Annotated in this window: 24 protein-coding genes; 22 read left to right on the forward strand and 2 right to left on the reverse strand. The window is 68.7% G+C overall.

All coding sequences use genetic code 11. The features are described 5' to 3' along the window. The first annotated feature begins 97 nt into the window (after positions 1-97). Positions 98-1,285: a di-heme oxidoredictase family protein gene (locus tag VEW47_02140; protein ID HYS03967.1), complete on the forward strand. Its 1,188-nt coding sequence runs from the start codon at positions 98-100 to the stop codon at positions 1,283-1,285. Positions 1,286-1,305: 20 nt separating this feature from the next. Here VEW47_02140 and VEW47_02145 read toward each other — a convergent pair whose 3' ends face one another. After that, positions 1,306-2,658, reverse strand: coding sequence for an aspartate aminotransferase family protein (locus VEW47_02145; protein HYS03968.1), 1,353 nt, complete (start codon positions 2,656-2,658; stop codon positions 1,306-1,308). Between the two features lie 103 nt (positions 2,659-2,761). Here VEW47_02145 and VEW47_02150 point away from each other — a divergent pair, with 103 nt between their 5' ends. From VEW47_02150 to VEW47_02160, 3 genes are read left to right on the forward strand one after another with little or no spacing between them, the layout of a single operon-like run. Further along, positions 2,762-3,514, forward strand: coding sequence for an SDR family oxidoreductase (locus VEW47_02150; protein ID HYS03969.1), 753 nt, complete (start codon positions 2,762-2,764; stop codon positions 3,512-3,514). A gap of 30 nt (positions 3,515-3,544) precedes the next feature. Continuing rightward, entirely contained in the window at positions 3,545-4,342 is a 798-nt protein-coding gene (locus tag VEW47_02155; protein ID HYS03970.1) for a glucose 1-dehydrogenase, read from the forward strand. 13 nt (positions 4,343-4,355) lie between these two features. Continuing rightward, positions 4,356-5,117 (forward strand): glucose 1-dehydrogenase, encoded by a 762-nt coding sequence (locus VEW47_02160; protein HYS03971.1) that lies wholly within the window; start codon positions 4,356-4,358, stop codon positions 5,115-5,117. Between the two features lie 19 nt (positions 5,118-5,136). On the opposite strand, the gene VEW47_02165 is transcribed toward VEW47_02160, so the two are convergent. Next, positions 5,137-5,907, reverse strand: a complete 771-nt coding sequence (locus VEW47_02165) for an SDR family oxidoreductase (protein HYS03972.1) — start codon at positions 5,905-5,907, stop codon at positions 5,137-5,139. 56 nt (positions 5,908-5,963) lie between these two features. On the opposite strand from VEW47_02165, the gene VEW47_02170 reads away from it, so the two are divergent. From VEW47_02170 to VEW47_02255, 18 genes are all read left to right on the forward strand, one after another. Continuing rightward, complete coding sequence (locus tag VEW47_02170) at positions 5,964-6,719, forward strand: glutathione S-transferase family protein (GenBank protein ID HYS03973.1); 756 nt, start codon at positions 5,964-5,966, stop codon at positions 6,717-6,719. Between the two features lie 182 nt (positions 6,720-6,901). Next, positions 6,902-9,202: a methyl-accepting chemotaxis protein gene (locus VEW47_02175; GenBank protein HYS03974.1), complete on the forward strand. Its 2,301-nt coding sequence runs from the start codon at positions 6,902-6,904 to the stop codon at positions 9,200-9,202. Between the two features lie 133 nt (positions 9,203-9,335). After that, entirely contained in the window at positions 9,336-10,379 is a 1,044-nt protein-coding gene (locus VEW47_02180) for a lysylphosphatidylglycerol synthase transmembrane domain-containing protein (GenBank protein ID HYS03975.1), read from the forward strand. Next, positions 10,376-10,834 carry a transcriptional regulator NrdR gene (gene nrdR, locus VEW47_02185; GenBank protein ID HYS03976.1) on the forward strand — a complete coding sequence of 153 codons (459 nt, stop codon included), beginning with the start codon at positions 10,376-10,378 and terminating at the stop codon, positions 10,832-10,834. Before VEW47_02180 ends, nrdR begins: the two co-directional genes overlap by 4 nt. A gap of 67 nt (positions 10,835-10,901) precedes the next feature. Further along, positions 10,902-11,354, forward strand: coding sequence for an Hsp20/alpha crystallin family protein (locus VEW47_02190; protein HYS03977.1), 453 nt, complete (start codon positions 10,902-10,904; stop codon positions 11,352-11,354). Further along, entirely contained in the window at positions 11,351-13,756 is a 2,406-nt protein-coding gene (lon, locus tag VEW47_02195; GenBank protein HYS03978.1) for an endopeptidase La, read from the forward strand. Before VEW47_02190 ends, lon begins: the two co-directional genes overlap by 4 nt. 12 nt (positions 13,757-13,768) lie before the next feature. Continuing rightward, entirely contained in the window at positions 13,769-14,797 is a 1,029-nt protein-coding gene (gene thiL / locus VEW47_02200; protein HYS03979.1) for a thiamine-phosphate kinase, read from the forward strand. A 21-nt stretch (positions 14,798-14,818) separates the two neighbouring features. Next, positions 14,819-15,415, forward strand: a complete 597-nt coding sequence (locus VEW47_02205; GenBank protein ID HYS03980.1) for a DUF2062 domain-containing protein — start codon at positions 14,819-14,821, stop codon at positions 15,413-15,415. A gap of 49 nt (positions 15,416-15,464) precedes the next feature. Then, positions 15,465-16,103 (forward strand): RNA polymerase sigma factor, encoded by a 639-nt coding sequence (locus VEW47_02210; protein ID HYS03981.1) that lies wholly within the window; start codon positions 15,465-15,467, stop codon positions 16,101-16,103. 88 nt (positions 16,104-16,191) lie between these two features. Beyond that, complete coding sequence (locus VEW47_02215) at positions 16,192-16,848, forward strand: zf-HC2 domain-containing protein (protein HYS03982.1); 657 nt, start codon at positions 16,192-16,194, stop codon at positions 16,846-16,848. A gap of 20 nt (positions 16,849-16,868) precedes the next feature. Continuing rightward, on the forward strand, positions 16,869-17,666 hold the full coding sequence (locus VEW47_02220) for a secretin N-terminal domain-containing protein (protein HYS03983.1): 798 nt from the start codon (positions 16,869-16,871) through the stop codon (positions 17,664-17,666). A 21-nt stretch (positions 17,667-17,687) separates the two neighbouring features. Continuing rightward, the gene (locus VEW47_02225) at positions 17,688-18,902 is read left to right on the forward strand and encodes a type II secretion system F family protein (protein ID HYS03984.1); all 1,215 of its coding nucleotides are present in this window, start codon (positions 17,688-17,690) and stop codon (positions 18,900-18,902) included. 10 nt (positions 18,903-18,912) lie between these two features. Further along, positions 18,913-20,616 carry a GspE/PulE family protein gene (locus tag VEW47_02230; GenBank protein HYS03985.1) on the forward strand — a complete coding sequence of 568 codons (1,704 nt, stop codon included), beginning with the start codon at positions 18,913-18,915 and terminating at the stop codon, positions 20,614-20,616. A gap of 31 nt (positions 20,617-20,647) precedes the next feature. Then, the gene (locus tag VEW47_02235; protein HYS03986.1) at positions 20,648-21,658 is read left to right on the forward strand and encodes a hypothetical protein; all 1,011 of its coding nucleotides are present in this window, start codon (positions 20,648-20,650) and stop codon (positions 21,656-21,658) included. Beyond that, entirely contained in the window at positions 21,655-23,190 is a 1,536-nt protein-coding gene (locus VEW47_02240; GenBank protein HYS03987.1) for a PilN domain-containing protein, read from the forward strand. The genes VEW47_02235 and VEW47_02240 overlap by 4 nt, the downstream gene beginning before the upstream one ends. After that, positions 23,187-23,810, forward strand: a complete 624-nt coding sequence (locus VEW47_02245; GenBank protein HYS03988.1) for a GspMb/PilO family protein — start codon at positions 23,187-23,189, stop codon at positions 23,808-23,810. Before VEW47_02240 ends, VEW47_02245 begins: the two co-directional genes overlap by 4 nt. Before the next feature lie 10 nt (positions 23,811-23,820). Further along, positions 23,821-24,480 carry a hypothetical protein gene (locus VEW47_02250; GenBank protein HYS03989.1) on the forward strand — a complete coding sequence of 220 codons (660 nt, stop codon included), beginning with the start codon at positions 23,821-23,823 and terminating at the stop codon, positions 24,478-24,480. 14 nt (positions 24,481-24,494) lie between these two features. Then, positions 24,495-26,942 (forward strand): cohesin domain-containing protein, encoded by a 2,448-nt coding sequence (locus tag VEW47_02255; protein ID HYS03990.1) that lies wholly within the window; start codon positions 24,495-24,497, stop codon positions 26,940-26,942. Positions 26,943-26,944 lie beyond the last annotated feature (2 nt).

A 26,944-nucleotide genomic window follows, 5' to 3' on the forward strand; every position in this document is an offset into this window, starting at 1 on the left:
TATTTCCGGTACACCTCGAGAACGCACGGACGGGAGTTGCGACGCAAGCCCGCTTTCCTCGCGGCGGCGGGCCGGGGTGCAGGGAGGAGGACCCGACATGAATCGCCGTCACCTGCTGTCGGTCTTATCGGCCACCCTCGCGGTGACCCTCGCGTTCACGCAGTCCGGACCCGCCGAGGCCCCGACCGGCTTCGACGATCAGACCAACGGCTTCGCGAACCAGACGCAGTTCGACCTGGATCGCGGGACCTTCGAGGAGCGCGAGACGATCGACGACGGCCTGGGCCCGGTCTACAACGCCCAGGCCTGCGCGGAGTGCCACCAGAATCCCGTGACCGGCGCGATCAGCCAGGTCACGGAGCTGCGGGCCGGCCACTTCGACGGCCTGCTGTTCGTCAATCACCCCGGAGGGTCGCTGATCAGCGACCGCGCCATCGATCCGTCGATCCAGGAACGGGTGCTCGGAGGGAACGAAGTGCGGTCATTCCGCGCCTCTCTGAACACGCTGGGGGACGGCTTCGTCGAGTGCATCGACAGCAACACTCTGGTGGCGATCTCGAACCGGCAGCCGGCGGGGATGCGCGGGCAGTTCATCCAGGTGCCGGTTCTCGAGGCCGGCAACCGTCTGCGCGGGGGACGCTTCGGCTGGAAGAACCAGCACGCCAGCCTGCTGTCCTTCTCCGCCGACGCCTACCTCAACGAGATGGGCATCACCAGCCCGCTTCAGCCTGTCGAGAACAGCTCCAACGGCGATCCCGTGGACGCCTTCGATCGCGCGAGCGATCCCGAGAATGACGGCGAGGACGTCGAAGCCTTCGCGCGGTTCATGCGCTCGACGAAGGCGCCGCCGCGGGACGAGGCGCTCGGCGCCACCGCGGATGCCCGGCGCGGCGACCAGCTCTTCACCTTGATCGGCTGCGACGTCTGCCACGTGAGGAGCATCACGACCGCTCCGGCGGGCACCGTGATCAACCAGGGGGCGTTCACCGTGCCGCCCGCCCTCGGCGGCAGGACGATACATCCGTTCGGCGATTTCCTCCTGCACAACGTCGGCACCGGCGACGGGATCGTCCAGAACGGCGGGCCGTCCACGCGCAACAAGGTGCGGACGGCGCCGCTGTGGGGTCTGCGCACACGGGATCGACTGATGCACGACGGCCTGAGCCTCACGCGCAACGAGGCGATCCTCCGCCACGCGGGCGAGGCGGGACCGGTCATCTTCAACTACGGGAGCCTGAGCACCGCGGACAAGAGCGCGCTCATCACGTTCCTCAACTCGCTGTGAGCGGACCAGGGTAGCGCGGCTCAGCCGCAGAGCTCCCGCACCGCCTCGGCGAACGTGCGCGTGTGCGAATCGATGTCCTCGGGTGTCGTGTCCGGGGCGATGAGCGCCATGTTGTGGAAGGGAGTCATGAGAATGCCCCGGTTCAGGCAGTAGAGGTGCAGGAGGCGGTCGAGGTCGAGATCCATGGCGGCCTCGGCCTCGGAGCCGTTCCGGGGCGGCGTGGGGCGGAACTGGTACTCGGCGCGGTTGCCGAGACGCACGACGTGCCACGGCAGACCGGAGGAGCGGATCGTCTCCTCGACCCCCGCGACGAAGCGCTCCGCCAGGGGGATCGTCCGGTGGTAGAACTCCGGCGTGAGGACGCGCTCCAGGGCCGCCCGCATGGCGGCGAGGGCGAGCGCGTTTCCTGAGAGCGTCCCGCCGATGCCGCTGACGTCGGAGTCCTCCACGCGGATGCCGGCCGCTGCGCGCTCCGCGAGGTCCCCGCTCACCCCGTACGCGGCGGCCGGAACGCCGCCGGCGATGGGCTTGCCGATCGTCAGCATGTCGGGCAGGAGGCCGTGGGCGGCCGTGTACCCGCCGGGACCGGCGCAGATGGTGTGGGTTTCGTCGATGACCAGAAGGGTCCCGGTGCGCCGGGTGATCTCGCGCAGCGCGTCGTGGTAGCCCGGGTCGGGGAGGATCATCCCGACGTTGGTCATCGCCGGCTCGGCCAGCACGCACGCCACATCGCGGGGGAGAAGCGCCTTCTCGAGCGCCGGCACGTCGTTGAACTCGATGGCGCGCGTCGTCAGGGCCGGGTCTACAGGAGGCCCGAAGGAGCTCTTCTTCCGCACCGTCGCGCCGTTCGACAGCGAGATGAAGGTCTCGTCCACCGTGCCGTGGTAGCAGCCGTTGAACACCAGGACGAGCCTCCGCCCGGTGATGCCGCGCGCCAGGCGGATGGCGAAGCGGTTGGCGTCCGTGGCGGTCATGGCGATCTGCCAGAACGGCAGCCCGAACCGCCGCTTGAGCTCCTCCCCCACGACGATCGCGTCCTCCGTCGGCAGCATGAAGGTGATCCCCCGGCGCACCTGCGCCGCCACCGCCTCGGCCACCGGCTCCGGCGAGTGACCCGTCATGGCGCCGGTGTCCCCCAGGCACAGATCGAGATAGCGGTGACCGTCCACGTCGGTGAAGTGGGCCCCGCGAGCCTCACGGACGAACAGAGGGAACGGCCCGGACCAGCGCACCATCCAGTTCATCGGCACGCCGCCGAGGAGCGAGGCGCGGGCGCGATCGAACAGGAGGCTCGACCGGGGGTGCTCCTCGACGAAGCGCCTGGTCTCACGCTCCATGAGCGCGGCGAGACGGGTTCTGGAGATCGAGGCCATAGTTGAGCGGTCATCCTGACATAGTCCCGGGCCGGACGGAAGGGGCGGAGAGGCGCGTCTCCGTACTATGATACCGGCCGTCGAGGACGGTCCGGGGGAGAGGATGCGAGGGCTGAAGGGGAAGGGAGTCCTGGTCACCGGAGGGGCGAGCGGCATCGGGGCCGCCACAGCGGCCCGCTTCCTGGACGAGGGGGCGTGGGTGTGCATCCTCGACCGGGATCCGCGGGGGAACGAGGCGATCCGGAAGAGCCTGCCGGGTCTCGCGGGGGTCCTGACCGCCGACGTGAGCCGGCTGGCCGATGTCCGGACCGCCTTCGCCGAGGCGGTCCGTCTGATGGGGCGCGTGGACGTTCTCATCAACAACGCCGGTATCAGCATCCGGCATTCGTTCCTGGACATCACCCCGGAGGAATGGGACCGTGTCGTCGGCGTCGATCTGACCGGGGTGTTCTATGTCGCGCAGACTGCGGCCCGGCACATGGTGGAACGAGGAGGCGGCGTCGTCCTGATGACCGCCTCGACCAACGGCATCGTCGGGCACCGCCAGTACGCCGATTACAACGCCTGCAAGGCCGGCGTGATCGAGCTGACGAAGTCGATGGCCCTGGAGCTGGCGCCGGGCGTGCGCGTCAACGCCGTCGCCCCCGGGTACGTGCTGACACCGATGCAGAAGGCGGAGTACACCGACGCCATGCTCGAGGAGGTCAACCGGAAGATTCCGCTCGGACGGCACGCCACTCCCGAGGAGATCGCCGGCCTGTTCGCCTACCTGGCCTCCGAGGACGGCGCCTACTTCACGGGCCAGGTCTTCATCATCGACGGCGGCGAGACCGCCGGCGGCCTGGCGAGCCGCTAGCATGTTCCGGGGGTGCGCGGCGGTGTTTCGATGAGGTCCGGGAACGGCGGCGCGCCGGCGGCTGCCGGGGTCCTGCGGGACAAGGTCGCGGTGATCACCGGCGCCGCCTCGGGAATCGGGCGGGCCACGGCCCTCCTGTTCGGTCGCGAAGGGGCCGCGGTCGTCCTGTTCGATCGGGATGAAGAGGGGGGCCTGGCGGCGACCCGGGCGATCGAAGACGAGGGGGGCCGGGCGATCTTCGTGCACGGCGACGTGACGAAGGACGCGGACGCCGAACGCGCCATCCAGCAGAGCACGGAGCGTTTCGGACGGCTCGACATCCTGTTCAACAACGCCGGCATCATCAGGCGGGCCACGCTCCTCGAGACGAGCGAAGAGGACTGGGACCGCGTCATGCAGGTGAACGTCAAGTCGGTGTTTCTCCTGTCGCGCCGCGCCGTCCCGGTCATGGCGCGCTCCGGCGGGGGTGTCATCATCAACACGGCCTCGAACTGGGGGCTCGTGGGGGGGGCGCGCGGTGCGGTCTATTGCGCGTCGAAGGGGGCGGTGGTCATCCTGACGAAGGCGATGGCGCTCGACCACGGCGCTCAGAACATCCGGGTGAACTGCATCTGCCCCGGCGACACCGACACGCCGATGCTGCGGAGCGAGGCGGGCATGCTCGGCGAGCCGCTCGACCGGTTCCTGCAGGAGTCGGCGCAGGTGCCGCTCCGCCGCGTGGCGCGGCCGGAGGACATCGCGCAGGCGGCGCTCTACCTCGCCTCGGACGCTTCCTCGTTCGTGAGCGGGGCGCCGCTCATCGTGGACGGCGGGTTCGTGGCCGGGTAGGAGGAGAAAGACGATGCGGCTGGAGGGGAAGGTGGCGCTCATCACCGGGGGAACATCGGGCATCGGCCGGGCGACGGCGGTGCTGTTCGCGCGCGAAGGGGCGAAGGTGGCGCTCACGGGCCGCGACGAAGTGCGCGGCCGCGTCGTCCTGCACGAGGTCAAGAACGCGGGCGGCGAGGGGGTCTTCATCCGTTCGGACGTGCGCCTGGCCTCCGACTGCAGGCACGCCGTGGACGAGACGATCAAGACGTTCAAGAAGATCGATCTCCTGTTCAACAACGCCGGCGTGTTCTTCCCGCGCACCGTCCCCGACTGCCCCGAGGAGGAGTGGGACCAGACGCTGGACGTGAACCTGAAGGGGACGTTCCTGATGTCGAAATACGCCCTGCCCCACATGATCGAGAGGCGCGCGGGCGTGATTGTCAACAACAGCAGCGGCTGGGGCCTGGTCGGGGGGGACGCGGCCGCGGCCTACTGCGCCTCGAAGGGGGGCGTGGTCCTGCTCACCAAGGCGATGGCGATCGACCACGGCCGCCACGGAATCCGCGTTAACTGCATCTGTCCGGGCGACGTCGAGACCCCGATGCTCCCCGAGGACGCCAAGCAGCGCGGTCAGACCTGGGAGCAGTACCTGCAGGGGGCGGCGAACCGGCCGCTCGGCCGCATCGGCAAGCCGGAAGAGATCGCCCGCGCCGTCCTGTTCCTGGCGACCGACGACTCGTCGTTCATGACCGGCTCGGCCCTGGTCGTCGACGGCGGCGGCTCGGCGGATTGAGTGGAACGCGCGTCGTCGATCACCAGCGCATCTTGGGGGCCACGATCATCTGGCCGCCGTCCACGAACAGCGTCGTCCCGGTCATGAACGGGCAGGCGCTCGAGGCCAGGAACAGGATCGCCGCGGCGACCTCGTCCGCCTCTCCCGCGCGCCTGAGGACACCGAGGTTCTCGATCGGCGTGCCGCGCGGCGGCAGATCGGCCGTGGACATGTCGGTGTAGATCCAGCCGGGCGCGACGCTGTTCACGCGGATGCCGAACTCGGCGAAATCGATGGCCATCGAGCGCGTCAGACCCACGATTCCCGCCTTGGCCGCGTTGTAGCTGCCTCCCAGGGGATCGCACTCGAAGGCGGATGTCGAGGAGAGGGTCACGATCCGGCCGGAGACCTTCGCGTCGCGCATGGCGCGCGCCGCCTCGCGACCGCACAGGAACGTGCCGCGCAGGTGGATGGCGATCATCCGGTCCCACTCCGCGACCGTCGTGTCGGCCAGGTTCTTGTACGGGTCGGCGACGCCCGCGTTGGCGATCATCACGTCCAGCCGTCGGAAGCGCCGCACCGTTTCCTGGACGAGACGCTTCACGTCCGCCTCCGACGTGACGTCGCAGGTCAGGGACTCGACCCTGCCGAGGGAAGCCAGCTGCCGCGTCGCGGCATCGAGCGAGTCCTTGCGCAGCGACGCCAGCATGACCGAGGCGCCTTCGCGCAGAAGGGCCGCCGCCGCGGCCCTGCCGATGCCCCGGGATCCTCCCGTCACGATGGCGACCTGTCCCTTCAACCCGTAATCCATGTAAAGGGTCTTGTATCATCGCGACACGCGCCCGGTCAACGCGCGGAGCACGCCTTATGACGCTCGTCCTGTACGACATCTTCTGGTCGCACTTCTGCGAGAAGGCGCGCTTCTGTCTCGACTACAAGGGCCTGCCGCACACGATCGTGCGGGTCAACCCGTTCACCAGGCGGCAGGTGATCGATCTCGGAATGCGCGGCGACGTTCCGGTCCTCAAGGACGGCGCCCGCGTGATCGCCGGGTCCGGCGCCATCGCCTCTCACCTCGAGGAGACACACCCGGGTCCACCGCTCCTGCCGCGCGAGACGCGGGCCCGGGAGTCCGTCCTCGCCCTGCAGACGAAGTGCGACGAGTGGCTCGGACCCGACGCCCGGCGCGTCGCCTACGAGGTGGCGCTCGAGAATCCGGCCCTCCTCGTGGGGACCATCCTCTGGCCCCGCCCGCCGAAGCGCTGGCTGAATCCCCTCCTGCTGCGCCTCGTCGAGCCGCGCGTGCGTCGCAAGTTCAAGATCTTTCCGCGCGAGCTGCAGGAGAGCCGGGAGAGGCTGCGCCGGTTGCTCGGCGAGCTGCAGGCCGCGATCGCGCCGACCGGGTTCCTGGTGGGGGATCGGATGACGCTCGCCGATATCGCGGCGGCGTCCCTCCTTGACCCACTGGAGATCGTCCCGGAATTCGTCCGCGATCCTGCCCACGCCCCGCTGTTCGCATGGAAGCGCCGCCTGGCGCGCCTCCATGGGCGCCGCCAGAGGACACCGTGGCTTTCAGGCGCACCGCCCCCCGGCTATCCGCGGCTTCCGCTCGCGGAGACCTGACCCGCTCTCGACGGTCCCGCCGCCCCGGCGCGCCTTTATCATCTTTTTACCACCCGGTTCCCGGACACCTCCCCACGGATGGCGCCCCCGGGGGCCGGACCCTATATTGACGCCCGTCGTGCCCTGCCTGAAGTGTGTCCGGCCGCCGGCGCCGGGAACGTAAGGGACGACGGAGCCTCAGGATGGCCGGAGAGCGCAGCGCCACAGCGAGGGTCGGCCGGGGCCCGGGATCCGGGCACGCCCTCGGCCCCGCGCTGGTCGCCGGGACCGGTCTTCTTCTCGGGCTGCTGGGCGCCATCCTCATCGTGAGCGGCACGGCCACCATCGAACGACACGCCTTCGGCTCGATGCGCCAGCGGGGGATCGGCCTGACCCGGATCCTGGCGGTCGCGGCGGCGGGAGCGGAAGAGAACGGCGGCCTCGAGAGGCTCAAGACGGTCCTCGAGCAGGTGGTGGGTGACGGCGATCTGGTGTATGCCGGGATCGTGGACCGGGACGGGGCCGTGGTGCTCGAGGCGGGCGCCGCGGGAGCCCGGCCGATTTATGCGGCGCGCAGTCTGCCGGTGGCTCCGTCGGACCAGGGGGATCGAATCGTCGGTCTCGGCGGCGAACCGCTCTTCCTCTTCACGTTTCCGATCGAGATTCCGACACGTCCTCTCGAGTCTTCCCCGTTCGCGGCGGGAAGGAGCGGGGCGGAGACTCAGGGCCGCCCGGGCGGAGTCCAGGGGAGCTCGGACGAGACCGGTCTGGGCCCCCGATCGGCCGGCGCCGCCCCGCGCCTGGGTGCCGCCGCTGCGGAACGCGGACTCGTTCAACACGTGGCGGTCGGCCGAGGCTACATCGGTGACGTCCGGGTAGCCTTCGGCGCGGCCCCCGTCGACGACGCGCGTCAATCCTTCGCCGTGCAGGGATCCCTTCTCGGGCTCGCGGTGGTTCTCGGAGGAATGCTCCTGGCCCAGGTGCTCACGCGCCGTCTCGTCCTGCGGCCCGCCCGGGACCTGGTGTCGGTCGCCTCCGGCCTGGAGGCGGGGGATCTCGGCCGGCGCAGCGAGGCCGGTGGAGCCGCCGCCGAGATCGCCTCGATCGGGCGGGCGATCGACGCGCTCGGAGACCGGCTGGAGGGGACCATCCATCGCCTGCGCGAGGAGTCGAGGCGGGTGACCGACCTGGTGCAGGGGTCGGAGTCTTCGGCGGCCACGGTCGTGGCGGGGACCGCCTCCCAGCAGGCGGTCGTTCAGGCCGCCGTGGCGACCGCGGAGTCGCTGACACGCTCGGCGCGCAACGTGGTCTCGAGCGTGAGCGGTCTGTCGGCCTCTTCCGAGGAATCGACGTCCTCGATCCTGGCGATGGTCGCCACGATCGAGGAGGTGGCCGGCCACGCCGACGGATTGACGATGTCGGTCGAGGACACGGCGGCCACCACCGAGGAGGTGGTCGGATCGATCAAGGAGATCGACCGGAACGTCGAGCTCCTGAACCAGTTCGTGGCCGAGACCTCCGAGGCGATGTCCCGCATGGGGAAGGTCATCGAGCAGGTCGAGCGCAACGCCGCCGACAGCAAGGCGATCTCGGAGCTCGTGGCAGGCAACGCCGAGAAGGGGATGCGCGCCGTCGTGCACACGATCGAGGGGATGGACGGCATCTACGGCAGCGTCTCCCAGACCCGGAAGGTCATCGAGTCGGTCGGCCGGAAGGGGCAGGAGATCGGGCTGATCCTGAACGTCATCCAGGAGGTCACGGAGCAGACCGATCTCCTGGCGCTCAACGCCGCCATCATCGCGGCGCAGGCCGGGGAGCACGGCCGCGGCTTCGCCGTCGTGGCGGAGGAGATCCGGCAGCTCGCCGAGCGCACCGCCACGAGCGCGAAGGAGATCGAAAATCTGATCGCCTCGTTCCAGTCGGAGACCGGGCGGGCGGTGCAGGCCATGCAGGAAGGGATGGCCCGCGTCGAGGAGGGGTCCGAGCGCTCCCGCGAGGCGGGCAGGATGCTGAAGGAGATCCTGGAGTCGGCGCGCCAGTCCTCCGGCCGGGTCGGCGAGATCGCCGAGGCGGCCCGCGATCAGGCGAGCTTCAGGCTGATTGTCGGCGCCTCTGTCGAGAAGGTGCGCGAGATGGCGGCCCAGATCAAGAAGGCGACCGGCGAGCAGATGCTCGGCTCGGAGCAGATCATGTCGGCTGTGGAGAACATGCGCGAGATGTCGGGGCACGTGAAGCGCGCCACCGCCGAGCAGACGCGCGGCTCCCGCTCCGTCACGCACGCCATCGGAAACGTCAGCGGCATGATCGCCGCGATCCACCGGGCCACGTCGGACCAGGCCGAGACCTCCGACCAGTTCCTGAAGGGGCTGGCCGCCGTCTCCTCGTCGATCGCCTCCAACCTCGCCGCCGCCGAACGGCTGCGGCAGGCCCTCGAGGGCCTGCGCGGCCACGCGCAGTCGATCGCCACCGAGCTGGCCGGCTTCACCGTCCGGCCGTCCCGCTGATCGCTTCCGCCGCCCGGACGCTTCCCGCTATGGACTTCGTTCGGCGGCTTCCGGTATATTGCGCCCGGCGCGCAGGCTGAGGCGTGCCCGCTTCGCGCGCGGACGACAGGGCGCGCTCCGGATGCCCAGCGCGGTGAAACCGGCCCTCCGAATCATCGTCAGTCTTCTGCTGACGCTGTCTTGTCTCTTCTTCTTCGCGCGGCGCTTCGACGTCCGGGCGGCGACACGGAGCCTGCGCGAAGCGAGCCCCGGGCTCATCCTGCTCAGCGTGGCCCTCACCCTCCTCGCCTACCTGATCAGGGCCTGGCGCTGGCGTGTCCTGATGGCGCCGGTCAAGAAGGGGATCGGGATGTACAACCTGACCTCCACGATGTTCATCGGGTTCATGATCTCGTTCATCGTGCCGTTCCGGCTGGGGGAGGTGGCGCGTCCGGTGCTCCTCGCACGCCGCGAGAAGATCAGCGCCACGGCGTCGATCGCCGCCGTGGCCCTGGAGAGACTGTTCGACGTCATGACGGTCATGGCGCTCCTGGCGGTGTTCGTCCTGACGGCACGCGGCTCGGCCCTGGTCTCCCCCCGGAAGGGGGGCGGCGCCGAGCACGAGGCGTCGGTCTACCTGACCAAGGCGATCGTGGCCACGGCCCTCCTCGTCGCGGTCGCCCTGCCGCTCGTGCTGGTGCTCGTCCTGTTCCCGAACTTCGTCATGCGGGTGATGAAGGCCCTGCACGGCCGGCGTCATGGCGGCGCGGCGGCACGTCTGACGGAGATCGTCGAAAAGATGATCGCCGGGCTGGGGATCATCAAGCGGAAGAAGCAGCTCCTGCAGAGCATCGCCCTGTCGTTCCTGATGTGGCTGGTCATCGACGCGTCGGTGCTCATGGGCATCCGCGCGTTCGATCTGCGGCTGCGATTCACCGACATGTTTCTGCTGATCGTACCGCTCGGCCTGGGGATCGTCATGCCGACGCCCGGAGGAGTCGGCCCCTACGAGTTCCTGTGCCAGATCTCCCTCAGCGGATTCTGGGGCGTCCCCGAGGCCAGCGCCGGGGCGGCGGCGGTCATGCTGCACGCCATCACGCTCCTGCCGACCATCGCGCTTGGACTCATCTTCATGTGGCACGGCGGAGTGCGCCCCGCGGAAGTCCGGAAGATGGCCACCATCTCGAGGACGCCATGAGATGTCCCTTCTGCGCGCACATCGAGGACAAGGTGGTCGATTCGCGCGAGGGGAAGGACGGCCTGGTGATCCGTCGTCGACGGGAATGCCTGTCGTGCGGCCGCCGCTTCACCTCCTACGAGCGCATCGACGAGATCCCGTTCATGGTGGTCAAGAAGGACGGCACGCGCGAGCCGTACGATCGCAACAAGGTCCTGGGGGGGCTGCGCAAGGCCTGCGAGAAGCGCCCGGTTTCGCCCGCCGCGCTGGAGAGGGTGGCCGACGAGATCGAGCAGATGGTCCAGGAGGCCCCCGAGCGGGAGATCCCGACGGTGAAGCTCGGCGAGCAGGTCATGGACCGCCTGAGGGAGCTGGACAAGGTCGCCTACGTCCGGTTCGCCAGCGTCTACCGGCAGTTCGAGGACGTCGACCAGTTCATGAAGGTGCTGAACGACCTGCTGGAGCAGAGGAAGTAGCCTGCTCCCTTGCAGGTACCCCCGGGCGTCACTATATTGAGCCCCGAATCCGCATGGGAGGTCCCCCATGGCCGACATTGGCCCTTTCGTCGAGATCAGCCGCATCCAGAGCGAAATTAACCGTCTGTTCGATAACCTCCTCGAGCTGAAGTCGTCGGGGAGCGAGGGGACCGGCGAGTGGCTGCCGGCCGCCGACGTCTACGAGACCCCCGAGGAGCTGGTGGTCCGGTTCGAGGTGCCGGGGGTCCCCCTCAAGGACCTGACCCTGGCGGTCAACGGCAACAACCTCATCCTGAGGGGCGAGAAGAAGCGCACCGAGAGCGCCAAGGGCGCCAAATACCACTCCATGGAGCGGGCGTTCGGGAAATTCAAGCGGGTGGTGCACATCTCGTCGCCGGTCAACACGCACAAGGCGAGGACGGAGCTTGCGGAAGGGGTCCTCCGGATCGCCTTCCCGAAGGTGCCCGACAAGCGCGGCGAAGAGCTGCCCATCACGATCAAGATCGGGGAGCGCCCATGAGCAGCCAGCCCGTAGAGGTCCCCGAGGACCAGCTCAGGGTCCCGAAGGAGCTCCCGGTCCTGCCGCTGCGCGACATCGTGGTCTACCCGTTCATCATCGTGCCGTTGTCGGTCAGCCGGGAGCGATCGATCCGGGCGGTCGACCAGGCGCTCGCCGACAACCGGATGATCCTCCTGGTGTCCCAGAAGGACAGCAAGGTCGAGGAGCCGAGCGAGCGGGACCTGTTCAATGTGGGGACGGTGGGCGTGATCATGCGGATGCTGAAGCTGCCGGACGGCCGCATCCGCGTCCTGGTCCAGGGGGTGTGCCGCGCCAAGGTGGACGATTTCATGCGCGGCGAGCAGTTCACGACCGCGACCCTGACCCGCATCGTCGAGCCGCAGGTCAAGGCGACGATGGAGCAGGAAGCGATGCTGCGGACCGTGAAGAAATCCCTCGAGAAGAGCGCCTCGCTGGGCAAGGCGATTTCGTCCGAGGTCATGGTCATCGCCAGCAACCTGGAGGACCCCGGCCGGCTCGCGGACCTGGTCGCCAGCAATCTGGACCTCAAAATCGAGGATGCCCAGACGGTCCTCAAGATGGTCGATCCGGTGGCGCGTCTGAAGAAGGTCAACGACCTCCTGAACAAGGAGCTCGAGCTTTTGAACATGCAGCAGGAGATCAACACGCACGCGCGCGAGGAGATCGACAAATCGCAGCGCGAGTACTTCCTGAGACAGCAGCTCAAGGCGATCCAGAACGAGCTCGGGGAGGGGAACGACCTGGCGGAGGAGGTCGAGCAGTTCCGCGACAAGGCGCGCAAGGCGAAGATGCCCGCCAAGGTCTTCGAGGAGGTCGAGCGCCAGATCAACAAGCTGGAGCGCATGCACCCCGACTCGGCCGAGACGGCCACGGTGCGCAACTACCTCGACTGGATGGTGAACCTCCCCTGGTCGCAGCAGACCAAGGACGCTCTCGATCTCAAGAAGGCGCAGGAAATCCTCGACGCCGATCATTACGGTCTGGAGACGATCAAGGAACGCATCGTGGAATATCTGGCGGTGCGCAAGCTGAAGAAGAAGATGCGCGGCCCTATCCTGTGCTTCCTCGGCCCGCCGGGCGTCGGCAAGACGTCGCTCGGCCGGTCGATCGCCCGGGCGCTCGGCCGCAAGTTCGTGCGCATCTCCCTCGGCGGCATCCGCGACGAGGCGGAGATACGCGGCCACCGGCGCACCTACGTCGGGTCGATGCCGGGACGCATCATCCAGGGGATCAGCCAGGGGGGGTCCAACAATCCGGTGTTCATGCTGGACGAAGTGGACAAGATCGGCTCCGACTACCGCGGCGACCCCTCGTCCGCCCTCCTCGAGGTCCTCGACCCGGAGCAGAACTATTCGTTCCGCGACCACTACCTCAACGTGCCGTTCGACCTGTCGAACGTCATGTTCGTCGCCACCGCCAACCTCCTCGACCCGATCCAGCCGGCGTTCCGGGACCGCATGGAGGTGATCAGCCTCTCCGGCTACACGGAGGAGGAAAAGGTCGAGATCGCCAAACGGCACCTGATCCCGAAGCAGGTCGAGGAGAACGGGCTATCGGAGGCGCAGGTCTCGTTCCCCGACAAGGCCATCCTGACGATCATCTCGAAGTACACACGCGAGGCGGGTCTCAGGAACCTCGAGCGCGAGATCGCCAAGGTCTGCCGCAAGCTGGCGCGCCGCGTCGCGGAGGGAGAGGGCGGCCCCTACAAGGTCACGCCCGTCCGGGCTGAAGAGCTGCTCGGCGTCCCGCGCGTCACCCCGGAGATGGCCCTGATCAACAACCAGATCGGTGTTGCGACCGGGCTCGCCTGGACTGCGGCCGGCGGCGAGATCCTGTTCGTCGAGGCGACGACGATGCCCGGCAAGGGACGGCTGATCCTGACCGGCCACCTGGGCACCGTCATGAAGGAGTCGGCCCAGGCGGCGCTGTCGTACGCGCGCTCCAAGGCGTCCGAGCTGGGCGTCGCCATGAATGCCTTCGGCGACCTGGACGTTCACGTCCACGTGCCGGAAGGGGCGATCCCGAAGGACGGACCGTCGGCCGGCATCACCATGGCGACGGCCATCATCTCGGTGCTCACCAACCGCCCGGTGAGACGCAGCGTGGCCATGACCGGCGAGATCACCCTGCGCGGCAACGTCCTGCCGATCGGCGGCGTGAAAGAGAAGGTCCTGGCGGCGCGGCGGGCCAACATCGACACGGTCATCCTCCCCGAGGCGAACCGCAAGAACCTGGAGGAGGTCCCGAAGCTCTTCCGCAAGAACCTCAAGTTCTGCTTCGTGTCGGACGTGACCGAGGTGTTCGCCATCGCCCTGACCGAGGCGATGGCCCGGCGCAGCGGCCAGCAGCGCGTCGGCACGGAGCGCCCGATAGCCATCTAGCGGGCCCGGTCCATGGCACGACTGGAGCGCCTCACCGAGAAAGGCTTCATCCACGAGGTCGCCCGCCTGGCGCGGCCGGGTCGCGGAGTTGCACAGCGGTCCGTCCTGGGCATCGGCGACGACGCCGCGGTCCTTCCGGCCTCTCAGGGACTGCACACGCTCCTGACGACCGATCTCCTCACCGACGGAATCCATTTCCGATCGGCCTGGACGCCGGGCGACCTGCTCGGACGCAAGGTGCTGGCGGTCAATCTGAGCGACATCGCCGCGATGGGCGGGGTGCCGGGGGCCTTCGTCTTCAGCGCCGGATTCCCGCGCAGCACCGACCCGCGCTACGCCCTCGATGTGGCGCGGGGGCTCGCCTCGCAGGCGCGTCGTTTCGGTGCCGTGCTCGTCGGTGGAGACACCTGCGCCTCCCGGACCCTCCTCGTCAGCGTCACGCTCCTCGGACATGTCGAGCGCGGGCGCGACGTGCGGCGGAGCGGCGCCCGCCCGGGGGACGGTCTGTACGTCACCGGGAGCCTCGGGTCGGCCGCGGCCGGGCTGCGCCTTCTGAGATCGGGGGCCCGTCTCGGCCGGGCCGCGGGGATGCGCGCCGCCGCCATGCGCGCCCATCTCGATCCGGAGCCGCGCGTCCTCGCGGGGCGCGCCCTCGGCCTGACCGGTCTGGCGGCGGCGATGATCGATCTGTCGGACGGGCTGGCGCAGGATCTCCCGCGTCTGTGCGCCGCCAGCGGCACCGGGGCGGTCGTCGAGGAGGCGGCGATCCCGGTGGCGCGTCCGGCCGCGGCCGTTCTGGGAGGGCGCGCCGCGACGCGCGCCGCCGTCGTGGGTGGCGAGGACTACGAGCTTCTGTTCACGGCGCGTCCCGGGCACGACGACCAGGTGCGCCGCCTGGCGCGCCGGATGAGGCTGCCGGTGTCGCGCATCGGGCAGATCGTCCCGAAGCGGAGCGGCGTCCTGATCCTGACCCGCGAGGGACGCTACGTGCCGATGGAAGAGCTGCGGGGCAGGTTCCGGCACTTCCCTGCGGACGCCTGAGCGGGATGGGTGCCCTAGGGTGTGCGCGCCATTGACCTGCGGCGATTGAGCCCGTATCATGCCTCGGCCGCCAGGAAGATCGGCCGGCGGGAGCACGAGCCAGCGGCGGGCCGGGCCATCCGGATCGGTGTCTGGCTCCCGGAGGACGGGCTGGTGCGGGAGTACGGGACGAAGCGTCTGAGCGAGTGGCTGCGCTTCATCCTGCACACCGACGACACACCGTTCCGGGCCGCCCTCGCGTTCGCGATCGGTGTTTTCATCGCCTGGACCCCGGCCCTCGGCTTCCACACTCTCCTGGCGCTGGCGATCGCCTTCCTCTTCGGATTGAACCGCGTCGCCGTCGTGGCCGGCACCTTCGTCAATAACCCGTGGACGTTCGTGCCGATTTACACCGCCTCGGCCTGGCTCGGATCGTTCCTGATCGGTTCGGAGGTGAGCGCGCCGCGGCTGGAAGGGAAGACGTGGAGCCACTTCTTCGACTTTCTGGCGCAGTGCCGGCCGTGGATCGTGCCGCTGACGATGGGCACGGTGATCCTGGGGTTCACGTGCGCCCTCGTCTCGTTCCCGGTCGTCCTGTACGGCATCCGGTGGTATCGCGCCCTGCGCCACACCGGTTGAACCCCGGCGCCGACTCCCCCCACTCTCCGCGGATCCCCTCCGCCCGGCCATGGACGAGCAGGAGCTGATCCGCCGCGCCGCCGCGGGGGACCTCGACGCGTTCGAGGCGATCGTCGCCCGCAAGGGGGAGCGCGTCTTCTGGATCGCGTATCACATCGTCGGGGACGAGGAGCTGGCGCGTGACGTGGCTCAGGAGGTCTTCATCCGCCTGCACCGCGTCATCCGCCGTTTCCGCGCCGGCGGCCGTTTCGACGCCTGGCTGTACCGCATCGCCACCAATCTGGGGATCGATGCCTTCAGGCGCGAGCGGCCGCACCGGGAGGCGGCGGCCCTGGAGGAGATCGGCGAGCGCGCCGCCCCCGGGGAAGGAACGGTGTTGGGTCCGGGGACGAACCCCGTGCCGGCCGGGTCCGGGAGGGCGAGCGAGTCGCCGGCGGGGGACGCCCTGCGCGGCCGCGAGGTGCGGCGCATCTACCTGTCGCTCACCGCCCTTCTGACCCGCAAGCAGCGCCTCGCCTTCGTGCTGCGCGAGATCGAGGGGCTGACCACCGCCGAGGTCGCCGAAATCATGAAGACCCGCGAGTCGACCGTCCGCAACCACATCCTGCAGGCGCGGCGGGTCCTGCAGGAGGGGCTGCGCCGCCTTTACCCGGAGTACTGCCGGCCCCGTGGCCCGCGAAAGGATTGAGATCGCCTAGACGCCCGGCTCCACCCTTCCGTAGATCAGGTCAGGCCGGGCGGGTGTGTCCCGAATCCAGGTCGCACGGGAGGTCGTGATGAACGCCGATGACCGCATGAAGAGCGACGCGTGCCTTCAGGTCGAGCCGCACCTTTCGTCCTACGCCGCCGGTGCTTCGGACGAGGCGTCGGAGCGCAGGGTCCGGGACCATCTGTTCGCGTGCGCCGCCTGCCGGGAGGCGCAGCTGGAGCGCGACCCTTCCGTCCTCTTTCTCGAGATGCGCCGTGCCCCTCTGCCTGCCGGGTTCATGGACCGGTTCGCCGCCGACGTGCGGCGGCGCGTGGAGGCGGGGGAGCGGCCGCGCTGGGCGCCCCTCGCCGGCCGAATCCCGGCCTTCAGCGCGCGCCGGCTGGCCTATGTGGCCGCTCCGGTGATGACGCTCCTTCTCCTCGGGACGTTGTTCCTGGTGCGCCCGGGCGGCCCCGGCTTCCGCGGTCTCCGCAAGCCGGGCGAGGGGACCGTGTCATCCCCCTTCGTGGTGCAGCCCGGATCCGCACGGCTGGGAAAGCCGGGCGTCAAGGGACCGGGAACCCTTCCGGCGGTCCCCGGCCTGCCCGGTGCCGTGGCCCCGGGGGGCCCGCCGCTCATGGAAGATGTCGGCTCTCCGAGCGCCCGCGTCTACCGGTTCACGGTGGACAGCGGCGGGGATGAGACGCCGATCTACTTCGTCGTGGACGAATCGATCGACATCTGATGTCGACGCGGAGGAAAGCCGTGAGACACCCCTCAGCCCTCCTCGCCGCAATCATCGTGGCGCTTTTGGCGCTCGCGCGGGCGCAGGCTCAATCTCCCCCGGCCGAACCGCAGGCGTCGCCCGCGGCCGAGTCCACGCCGGCGCCGGGTCCGGCCGCCGGTGCTCCCGGAGGGGCGGCTCCGGCGCGGCCGTCGCCGCTCGCCATGCGCATCTTCAGCCTGCGCTACCGGTCCATGGACGACGCCTACCGGATCGTCGGGCCGCAGATCGGCGCGCGCGGCTCGGTCAAGATGCAGCCGGGGCAGCGTACGCTCACGATCCAGGACGCCCCTGAGAACCTCCGGAAGATCGCTTCCCTGCTCGCGTCGTACGACGTGCCGCCGAAGAACGTCCAGGTCCTGGTCCAGCTCATCATGGCCTCCGCAGGAGCCGCGCAGAGGGAGCCGGCCCCCCCGCCCATTCGCGGCGTCATCGACCGGCTCAGCGCCCTGAACACGCGCTGGACCGACTACAAGATGGTCGGAAACGCGCAGATCCTCGGCACCGAGGGAGAGCGCAGCAGCCTGAAGGTCGGTGACGACTACAAGGTCGATTTCAAGATCGACCAGGTGTCGGACGAAAGCCGGGTCATCCGGTTCAAGCCGTTCGAGCTCCTCCACAAGGAGGCGGTGGTCGAGGGGCCCGAGCGCTACGCGTCGGTCATGAACACGGTCCTGAACCTCCGCGACTCGCAGCTGTTCATCGTGGGCGCCTCCAAGGTCGAGCAGAGCAACCGCGCCCTCTTCATGACGATCACGGCGTCCTCGCAGCGCCCGTGATGCCCCCCGGAGACGGGTCCCATGCCTGAATTCATCGCCAAGGTCGGCACGACGGACGGGATCGTGATGGAGCGCACCTTCACGGCCGACTCGGAGGACGCGCTGCGCTCCGACCTTCTGGGGAAGGAGTACCTCGTCTTCGACGTTCGGCGCAAGGGCGGCTGGCTCGACGCCCTGCCGGGCTTCGGGTCGGCGCGCGTCGTGCGCATGAAGGAGTTCCTGCTGTTCAACCAGGAGCTGGCGGCTCTCATCCGCGCCGGCCTGCCGATCATCGCCAGCCTGGAGATCCTGATCGAGCGCCGCAAGAACCAGGCGTTCAAGAAGGCCCTGATGGACGTGCGGGACAAGGTCCGAGGCGGCGCCTCGATGTCCGAGGCGTTCCAGTCGCAGGGGGAGATGTTCCCGGGGATCTACTCGGCGACGCTGGCCTCCGGAGAGCGCTCGGGCGAGATCGCCAACGTCCTGCTGCGCTACATCTCCTACCAGAAGACGATGATGGGCCTGAAGCGCAAGGTGACCGGCGCCCTCATCTACCCGGCCATCCTGTTCGTCCTGATGATCGGGCTCATCGCGATCCTGATCACCTGGGTCGTCCCCAAGTTCACCGACTTCTACAAGGACTTCGGGGCGGACCTGCCTCTTCTGACGCGGCTTCTGATCGGCGTGTCGTCGTTCGTGACCCAGAACGTCCTGTTCCTGGTCGTGGGGGTCGTGGTCGCCCTGGGCGCGATTCGCGTCTGGCTGCAGACGCCCGCCGGCAAGCTGGCGCGCGACCGGATCCTGGTCCGCGTGCCGATCATCGGCCCGGTGTTCCATCGCTTCGCGGTGTCGCGGTTCACCCGCACTCTCGGCACGCTGATCGCCGGCGGGATCCCGGCGGTGACCGCCCTCGGCATGTCGGCCCGGGCCGTCGGCAACCTGGACTTCGAGAGCCGGCTCCTGGACGTCGAGAGGAAGGTGCGCGAGGGGTCGAGCCTGTGGGAGTCGCTCGAGGTGACCGGTCTGTTCAACGACATCGCCCTCGAGATGACACGCGTGGGCGAGTCGACCGGCTCCCTGGCCGACATGCTGGCCAACGTGTCCGATTTCTACGACGAGGAGATCGAGACGCGCATCGCCACCATCATGGTGTTCATCGAGCCGATCATGCTGGTCGTCATGGGGAGCTTCGTGGTGATGATCATGCTGGCGATCTACCTGCCGCTGCTGCGCTCCTACGCGCAGTCGACTTACTGAGGGGGGTCCGATGGCGCCGACCAAACCCAAGGAAGCGACCCAGGCCCAGCCCGCGAGACCCCAGGCGAAGCCGGCGGCGACGGCCGCCGCCATCCCCCGGCCGGCCCCGGAGCCCGCCGACAAGGGGTCGGTCTCGAGCGAGGAGGGGCAGGCGCAGCGCATCGCGGCGCGTCTCGGCATTCCGTACGTCGACCTGGCCGAATTCCCGATCAACCACGAGCTGTTCCGGCAGATCCCGGTCGATCTGATGTTCCGCTACAACTTCATCCCCTGGAAGGAGGAGGACGGCAAGCTGGTCGTGGTGATCTCCGACCCCTCCGACGTCCTGATGGTGGACGAGCTCGAGATCCTCCTGGGGCGGCCGCTCAAGATCTGCGTCGGGGCGAAGACCGCCATCAACGACGTCCTGAAGAAATCGGAGTCGAGCCAGCGGGTCCTCGACGCCGCGACCGAGGAGTTCAAGATCCAGGTCATACGCGACAGCGACGAGGAGGGGGACGAGGCGCTGTCGATCGACAAGCTGACGCAGGCCGACTCGCCGATCATCAAGCTGGTCGACTCGACCATCTTCAACGCCCTGCAGCGGCGCGCCTCGGACATCCACATCGAAACACGCGAGCGCGAGGTGGCCATCAAGTACCGTGTCGACGGCGTGCTGTACAACGCCATGGACCCGATCGACAAGCGCTTCCACTCGTCGATCATCTCGCGCATCAAGGTCATGTCCGAGCTCGACATCGCCGAGAAGCGCATCCCGCAGGACGGCCGCTTCAAGCTGAAGATCAAGGGGCGCGCCATCGACTTCCGCGTCTCGATCATGCCGTCGGTCCACGGCGAAGACGCGGTCATCCGCATCCTGGACAAGGAATCGGTCAACGAGGAGTTCGCCGAGCTGCGGCTGGACGTCCTCGGCTTCACGGCGGACGATCTCAAGCGCCTGCGCAAGTTCATCCGCGAGCCGTACGGCATGGTGCTGGTCACGGGGCCCACCGGCTCGGGGAAGACGACCACCCTCTACGCCGCGCTCTCGGAGATCCGCTCCAACGAGGACAAGATCGTGACCATCGAGGACCCGGTCGAGTACCAGCTCCCCGGCATCACCCAGATCCCGGTGAACGAGAAGAAGGGGCTGACGTTCGCCCGCGGCCTGCGGTCCATCCTGCGTCACGACCCGGACAAGATCATGGTCGGGGAGATCCGCGACGAGGAGACGGCGCAGATCGCCATCCAGTCGGCGCTCACCGGTCACCTCGTGTTCACGACGGTGCACGCCAACAACGTCGTGGACGTGCTCGGGCGATTCCTCAACATGAAGGTCGAGCCGTACAACTTCGTCTCGGCGCTCAACTGCGTGGTGGCGCAGCGGCTGGTCCGGATGATCTGCCCGCGCTGCAGGGTGGAGGTGCGCTACACGGCGAAGCAGCTCGAGGAGTCGGGCATCGACCCGAAGAAATGGGCGGACCATGTCTTCTACGAAGGCAAGGGGTGCGTCGACTGCAACGGCACCGGCTACATGGGTCGCATGGCCATCGCCGAGATCCTCGACATGAGCGACCGGATCCGCGAGCTGATCCTCGACCGCAAGTCGGCGGCCGAGATCAAACGGGCGGCGCGCGAGGAGGGCATGACCCTCATGCGCGAGTCGGCGGTCAAGCGCGTCCTCGAAGGGAAGACGACGCTGCGCGAGATCAACAAGGTGACGTTCGTCGAATAGGACGACCGGACGGGGTGACGCGTTGGACCTGATGCAGAAGTTCACGGACCTGTTCGACAGGCTGGGCGGCGAGTCGCTGCGGCCGCGCTACCCGAGCGTGGCGGTGGAGATCACCGCCGACCGCGTCGCCGCCGTCCGCCTGGCCGTCGATCGGAAGGGCGGACGGATGCGGCTGGCGGCCGCCGAGTCGCGTCCGCTGCCGGAGGGAGCGATCGACGTGTCCCTCACCAAGCCGAACATTCTCGACCAGTCGGCCGTCATGCAGGCCCTCCACGACGTCTTCGTCAAGGTCTCGCCGCGGGACCACCGCGTGTCGCTCCTCCTTCCGGACGACGTGGCGCGCGTGTCCCTCCTCGGTTTCACGACGCTCCCGAAGACCCGCAGGGAGCTTGTGGAGCTGGTCCGATTCCGCATGGCCAAGTCGCTTCCTTTCAAGCCGGAGGAGGCGGTCGTCGACCTGATGGTCCTGGCGGGCAGCGGGCCGCGCCCCGGGGGGTCGTCGTCGTCGGTCCTGGCCGCCTTCGTGCACCGCGCGGTTCTCGAACAGTACGAGTCGTTCCTCGCCGCGTGCGGCTACTGGCCCGGTCTCGTCGGCCTGTCCACGTTCGAGCTGTTCAACCTGTTCCGTCCATTGTTCGCGGGAAAGAGGGTGGCCGACCGGGACTCGCTGATCCTCAATGTGACCGGCCACTACCTGTCGGTCGTGATCCTGCGCGACGCCGACATCATCTTCTACCGCTGCAAGCCGCACCTGACGACGGCCGACGGCGACTCCGTAACCGACGTGCGCCGCGAGCTCTACACCTCGCTGGCGTTCTACCAGGAAAAGCTCCTGGGACGCGGTATCGGCCGGGTCTTCCTGCGCTGCGCCGGCCTGCCGCTCGAGCCGATCCGCGAGGCGGCCGGCGCCGAGACGGGCGGTGAGGTCGAGATCCTCGACCCCTTCTCGGTGATCCCGCAGAACGGCGGCCCGCCCGTCCCGCCGGAGCAGGCGGCGATCGTGGCGCCCGCCATCGGCGCCGTGGCCGGGAGGATGGCGTGAACCGCGTCACGCTGAACCTGGCGAGCCGGCCGTTCCGGAACAACACCGTCGTCGGGTCGGTCCTGGCGGCGGTGGTCGCGGTCGCGGTCGGCGCCACGGTCTTCAACCTTTACGTCTACACGAACTACGGGGGCCAGGACAGACATCTGCGCGAGGAGGAGACGCGCCACCGCGAGCGTCTCGCGGCGCTCGAATCGGACGAGCGGACGCTGTCGAAAGAGATCGCCACGCGCGACTTCAAGCGTCTGTTCGGCCGGGGCCAGTTCGCGGGCGACCTGATCCTGAAGCGGGCGTTCTCCTGGACGCTCCTGTTCAACAAGCTCGAGAGCGTCATGCCGGCGGAAGTGATGATGACCGCCATCCGCCCGCACATCTCGAACGAAGGGATCGTCATCCGCGTCGAGGGGATCGCCAAGAATCACGGTGCTCTGATCTCCCTGGAGGAGTCGCTCCAGAAGACCACGGTATTCGCCAAGGTCTCCCCCATCAGCGAGCGACGACTCAACCCCAGCCGTCCCGAGATCTCCTTCGTCATGCAGTTCGATTACCTGGCTTCGAAGGCCGTGCCCGGGCCGGACGCCGTCGCCTCCGGCGCCGTCCCCGGAGAGGCCGCGGAGCCCGGGCCGTCCACGACACCTCCCGGGACGGTGGCGGCCGCCGTCGCGACGCCGGCCCCGGCGGCCGCCACCGTGGCCGCGTCGACCCCCGGCGCGCCGACGGCCGCCGCTCCAGCGGGCGCGACGGAAGGGCAGCCGATCCGCGTGCTCGGGACGGTGGGACGGGACGGGCGGCCGCGCACGTCGGAGCTCGTGGCCCGCATGCTGGCGGCTCCGGGCGGCTTCTATCCCGATACTCCTCCGCCGTCGCCGCCGGAGCCGAAGACACCGGTGAAGAAGCCGCGAGGCAAGTCACCCGATGCGAAAGCGGCCCCCGCGCCGGCCGCTCCGGCGGGCGCCCCGGTGACTTCGGGGACGCAGGGGGCCGCGCCGGCTCCCGTCCGCGGCGGTGGTGCGGGCGCAGCGGACCCCGCGGCACGGACGTCGGATGGACGACCGCCCGACTCCGGCGTGTCCGCGGCCGCCTGGCAGGACGGTGCGATCAGAAACCTGGCCCGACCGCCTCTCGTCGCGGGGCTGCCGCCGCGGCGCGACCCGAACCTCGGTCCGCCGCCCGCGGCGAAGAAGCCGAAGTTCGCGCCCGCGCGCCCCGCGCAGCCGGTCCCCGCGACGCGGCTCGACGAGCGGCTCAGTTTCGCCGCCCGGCCGGTGGGGGATGTGTACGCCGCGCTGTCCCGAGCCCACGGAGTGCGCTTCGACATCGATCCGACCGTGGACACGCGCGCGCCCGTATCGGCCGACCTGGGGGGGAAGAACCTGAAGGACGCGATCGCCGTCCTCTCCAAGCTCGCCGGGCACAGGGTGCTGCGCGTCCAGGACGGGGTGTACCGCGTCGTCCCGCTGGCGGGGGGGGAGCCGCTGGCCGACCGCCCCGTCCAGGAGGAAGCGCTGCCCGCGAACGAGGTGAAGCCGTGAAAGTGACCTTGAAGCTCCCGCGGTCGAAAGGACGGTTCGATCTGCGCGAGAACCTCTGGCGCATCGCCGCCGTCCTCGGCGTCGTGCTCCTCCTCGACCTCGGCTTCTATCTGTTGTTCGACCTGCCCCGTCTGCGCTCGCTCCGGGGCCTCGAGGAGCGTCGCAACTCGGCGGCCAGCGACCTGCGCGGCACACAGACACGCTGCGACCGGATGCGTGAGAAGCTTTTGCAGTTCGACGCGGAGACGAAGAGACTCGATGACTTCTACGGCAACGTCCTCGGGACCCAGGTCGATCGCATGACGACGATCCAGAAGGAAGTGCGCAGCATCGCCACGGAGTTCCACATCGACCCGGAGTCGATCGACTATTCCTCGCAGGAGACGGAGGGCGGGGGGATGACCCTGTTCCAGATCACCATCCCCCTGGTCGGCGGCTACCCCAATTTGAGGCAATTCATCAACCGGATCGAGTCCTCGAAGCACCTGCTCATCGTGGACAGCGTGGAGCTGACCGGCGCCCGCGAGGGGGGCGCCATGCTCAGCCTGACGATCAAGATCTCGACCGTGTTCCATTCCCCGCCGCTGCCGGCGCCCGCGCCGCCACCGGCGCCGGCGTGAAGGGGAAGGCGTGAAAGGCAAGAAGAAGGAAATCATTCTCGGGGCGCTGCTGGTCGCGATCGCCTTCGCCGTCTGGCACAATCTCGGCGGAGGGGAGGACGCGGCGCGCACCGCGGGACCGGCGCGGCCCGGGGGGACGGTCGCGCGCGTCAAGATCGACGACATCAAGCTCCCGAACGTGAACTGGGCGGCGCTCTCGGCCCCGCGCCCGGTGTACGACCCGAACGGGCGGAACATCTTCACCTGGGGGGTCATCATCCCGCCTCCGCCTCCACCGATGACGCCGCAGGAGAAGGCGGCGCTCGAGAAGGCGCAGCACGACGCGGAGGCGGCCCGCAAGGCGGCGGAGGAGGCGGCCGCCAAGGCCGCGCAGGACCAGGCCCAGAAGGCCCAGGAGCAGGCGACCATCCTGGCCAACCAGCCCCCCCCGCCGCCGCCGAAGCCGCAGCCGCCTGCGATCAACTACAAGTTCATCGGCTACTTCGGGCCGTCCGAGAATAAGATCGCGATCCTGAACGACGGCACGGACCTGATCTTCGTGCGCCAGGGCGAAAAGCTCGGCGGCCAGTTCAAGATCCTCGAGATCGGCTACGAATCGGTGAAATTCGGCTACATGGATCCGAAGTTCAAGGGAGAGACGACGACGCTGCCGATGAGCAGCTCGCCTTGAGGGGAGGTGAGACAGTGGGGACAGCGAACGTCACGACTCTGACCCGAACGTCGACGCGCCGGGAGAGTACCGCCTGCGCGGCGGCGCTCGTCGCGGCGCTCGTTCTCGGCGGCTGCGCCACGGGCCGGGCGTACCAGCAGGGCGAGAAGGAGATGTCCGCCCAGAACTACGACCGGGCCGTGCTGCTGTTCTCCAAGGCGGTCTCCACCAACCCCGAGAGCACGCGCTACAAGGTGGCGCTGTCACGCGCCAAGATGAAGGCGGCGCAGGACCATTTCGCCAAGGGGCAGGCGTACGTCAAGGCGGGCCGGGTCGAAGGGGCCATCGCCGAGTTCCAGCAGGCGGTCTACCTCGATCCCTCGCACCAGTACGCCGCCAACGAGCTGTCCAAAGCGCTCGCCGAATGGCAGAAGCAGCAGAAACAGGACGAGTCGGACATGGAGAAGCTGAAGAGGCAGGCGAAGGAGGCCGCGCCCGGCCGCGTCGCCCCCCGCCTGAACCCGGCCTCGAACATTCCCATCGTCCTGCGCTTCAAGGACGAGACGGTCAAGAAAATCTACGACGCGGTCTCCAAGGCGTCCGGCATCAACTTCATCTACGACGAGAGGCTCGATCTCAACAAGAAGATCTCGATCGATCTCGCCGACGTGACGTTCGGGCAGGCGCTCGACACGCTCATGACTATGAACAAGCACTTCTTCAAGATCTGGGACGAGAACACCATCCTGATCGCCGACGACAACCAGCAGAAGCACAAGGAGTACGACGACCTCGTCATCCAGACGTTCTACCTGAGCAACGCCGACGTCAAGGACGTGCAAGTCCTGTTGAGGACCCTCCTCGACGCGCGCCAGCTCGCCCAGAACGACCGGCTCAACGCCATCACCATCCGCGACACCCCCGAACGCGTGCAGGTGGCCCAGAAGATCATCGAATCGAACGACAAGGCCAAGTCCGAGCTGATCGTCGACATCGAGCTGCTGGAGATCAACCGGACCCTGCTGCAGAACCTCGGCATCGACCTGTTCGGACCGGGCGGCGGCAGCGGCAAGCAGCTCAACCTGACCTACGGCTCCTCGAACCCCGTGCCGCTCAACAATCTCGATCTCCTGAAGCAGGCCGGCTCGTGGCTGCTGGGGCCAATCCCCGGTGTCGTGGTGAACTTCCTGAAAACCGACGCGGACGCCCAGGTGATCGCCAAGCCCCAGGTCCGGGTGACCGAGGGTGAGAAGGCCACGGTGCGCATCGGTGACCGGATCCCGATCCCGACGACGACGTTCAACGCCGCACCGACGGTCGGCGGGACGGTCGGCGTGCCGATCACCTCGTTCACCTACCAGAACGTCGGGATCAACATCGACATCGAGCCGCGCGTGCACCATAACAAGGAGATCACCCTGAAGCTCAAGGTGGAGATCTCGTCGCTGGCCGGGCAGGTCTCCGCCGGCGGCGGACTGACGCAGCCGATCATCGGCACGCGCGAGATCGACACCACCATCCGTCTGAAGGACCAGGAGACCAACCTGCTCGCGGGTCTCATCCGCGAGGAGGAGCGCAAGTCGATGAGCGGTGTCCCGGGCCTGTCCGACATCCCGGTGATCCGGCGGATCTTCGGGGAAAACGAGACCAACATCCAGCAGACCGACATCGTCCTGACCCTGACGCCCCACATCATCCGCATTCCGGACGTGACCGAGGAGGACCTGCTGCCGCTGTGGATCGGCACCGAGAGCGACATCGCGCTGCGCGGCGGGAGCAAGACCAGTCCGTTCGGCACGACGCCGTTCGAGGGGAAGGGGGAGGAGGAGGAAACCGCGCCGCTCCCGCCGCTCCCGGATCTCCCCGTCGAGGAGGCGCCGCCCGCGGGCGATGAGGAGACGCCGCAGGAGGGGGCGGCTACCGTGGTCGCTCCCGCCTCCGCCCCGGCTCCCACACCGGCCCAGGCTGCCCCGACGCCGCAACCCGCGCCACAGCCGACCCCCCCTCCGTCGTCGGCCACGGCCGTAACGCCGGAGCCCAGGCCGGGCGACGCGACCGGTCCGGCCACGGTGTATCTCAACCCGGCATTTCTCAACGTGCCGAAGGGGCAATACTTCACCGTCAGCGTGGCCATCCGATCGGCGACCGGCGTCGGCAGCGTGCCGTTCCATCTCCGGTACGACCCGCAGTATCTCGAATTCATCAACGCCTCCAGCGGGTCCTCCTTCCTGTCTCAGGACGGCGTCCAGCCCTTCGTCCTGGCGACCAAGGGGGCCGGAGGGAACGAGGTGATCGTCGGGCTGTCGCGCGAGGGGAGCAAGCCGGGCGTGAGTGGATCGGGGGAGCTGATCGCCCTGACCTTCCGGGCCACCGGAGCGAAGACCGGGACGACGACGCTGAGCTTCACCGACATCACGGTCCTCGACCCGTCGGCCCAGCGGCTGCGGTTCGACAAGATGGGAATGACGGTGAACGTCCAGTAGAA

This window comes from Candidatus Dormiibacterota bacterium, from assembly GCA_035635555.1.
GTDB lineage: Bacteria > Acidobacteriota > Polarisedimenticolia > Gp22-AA2 > Gp22-AA2 > Gp22-AA3.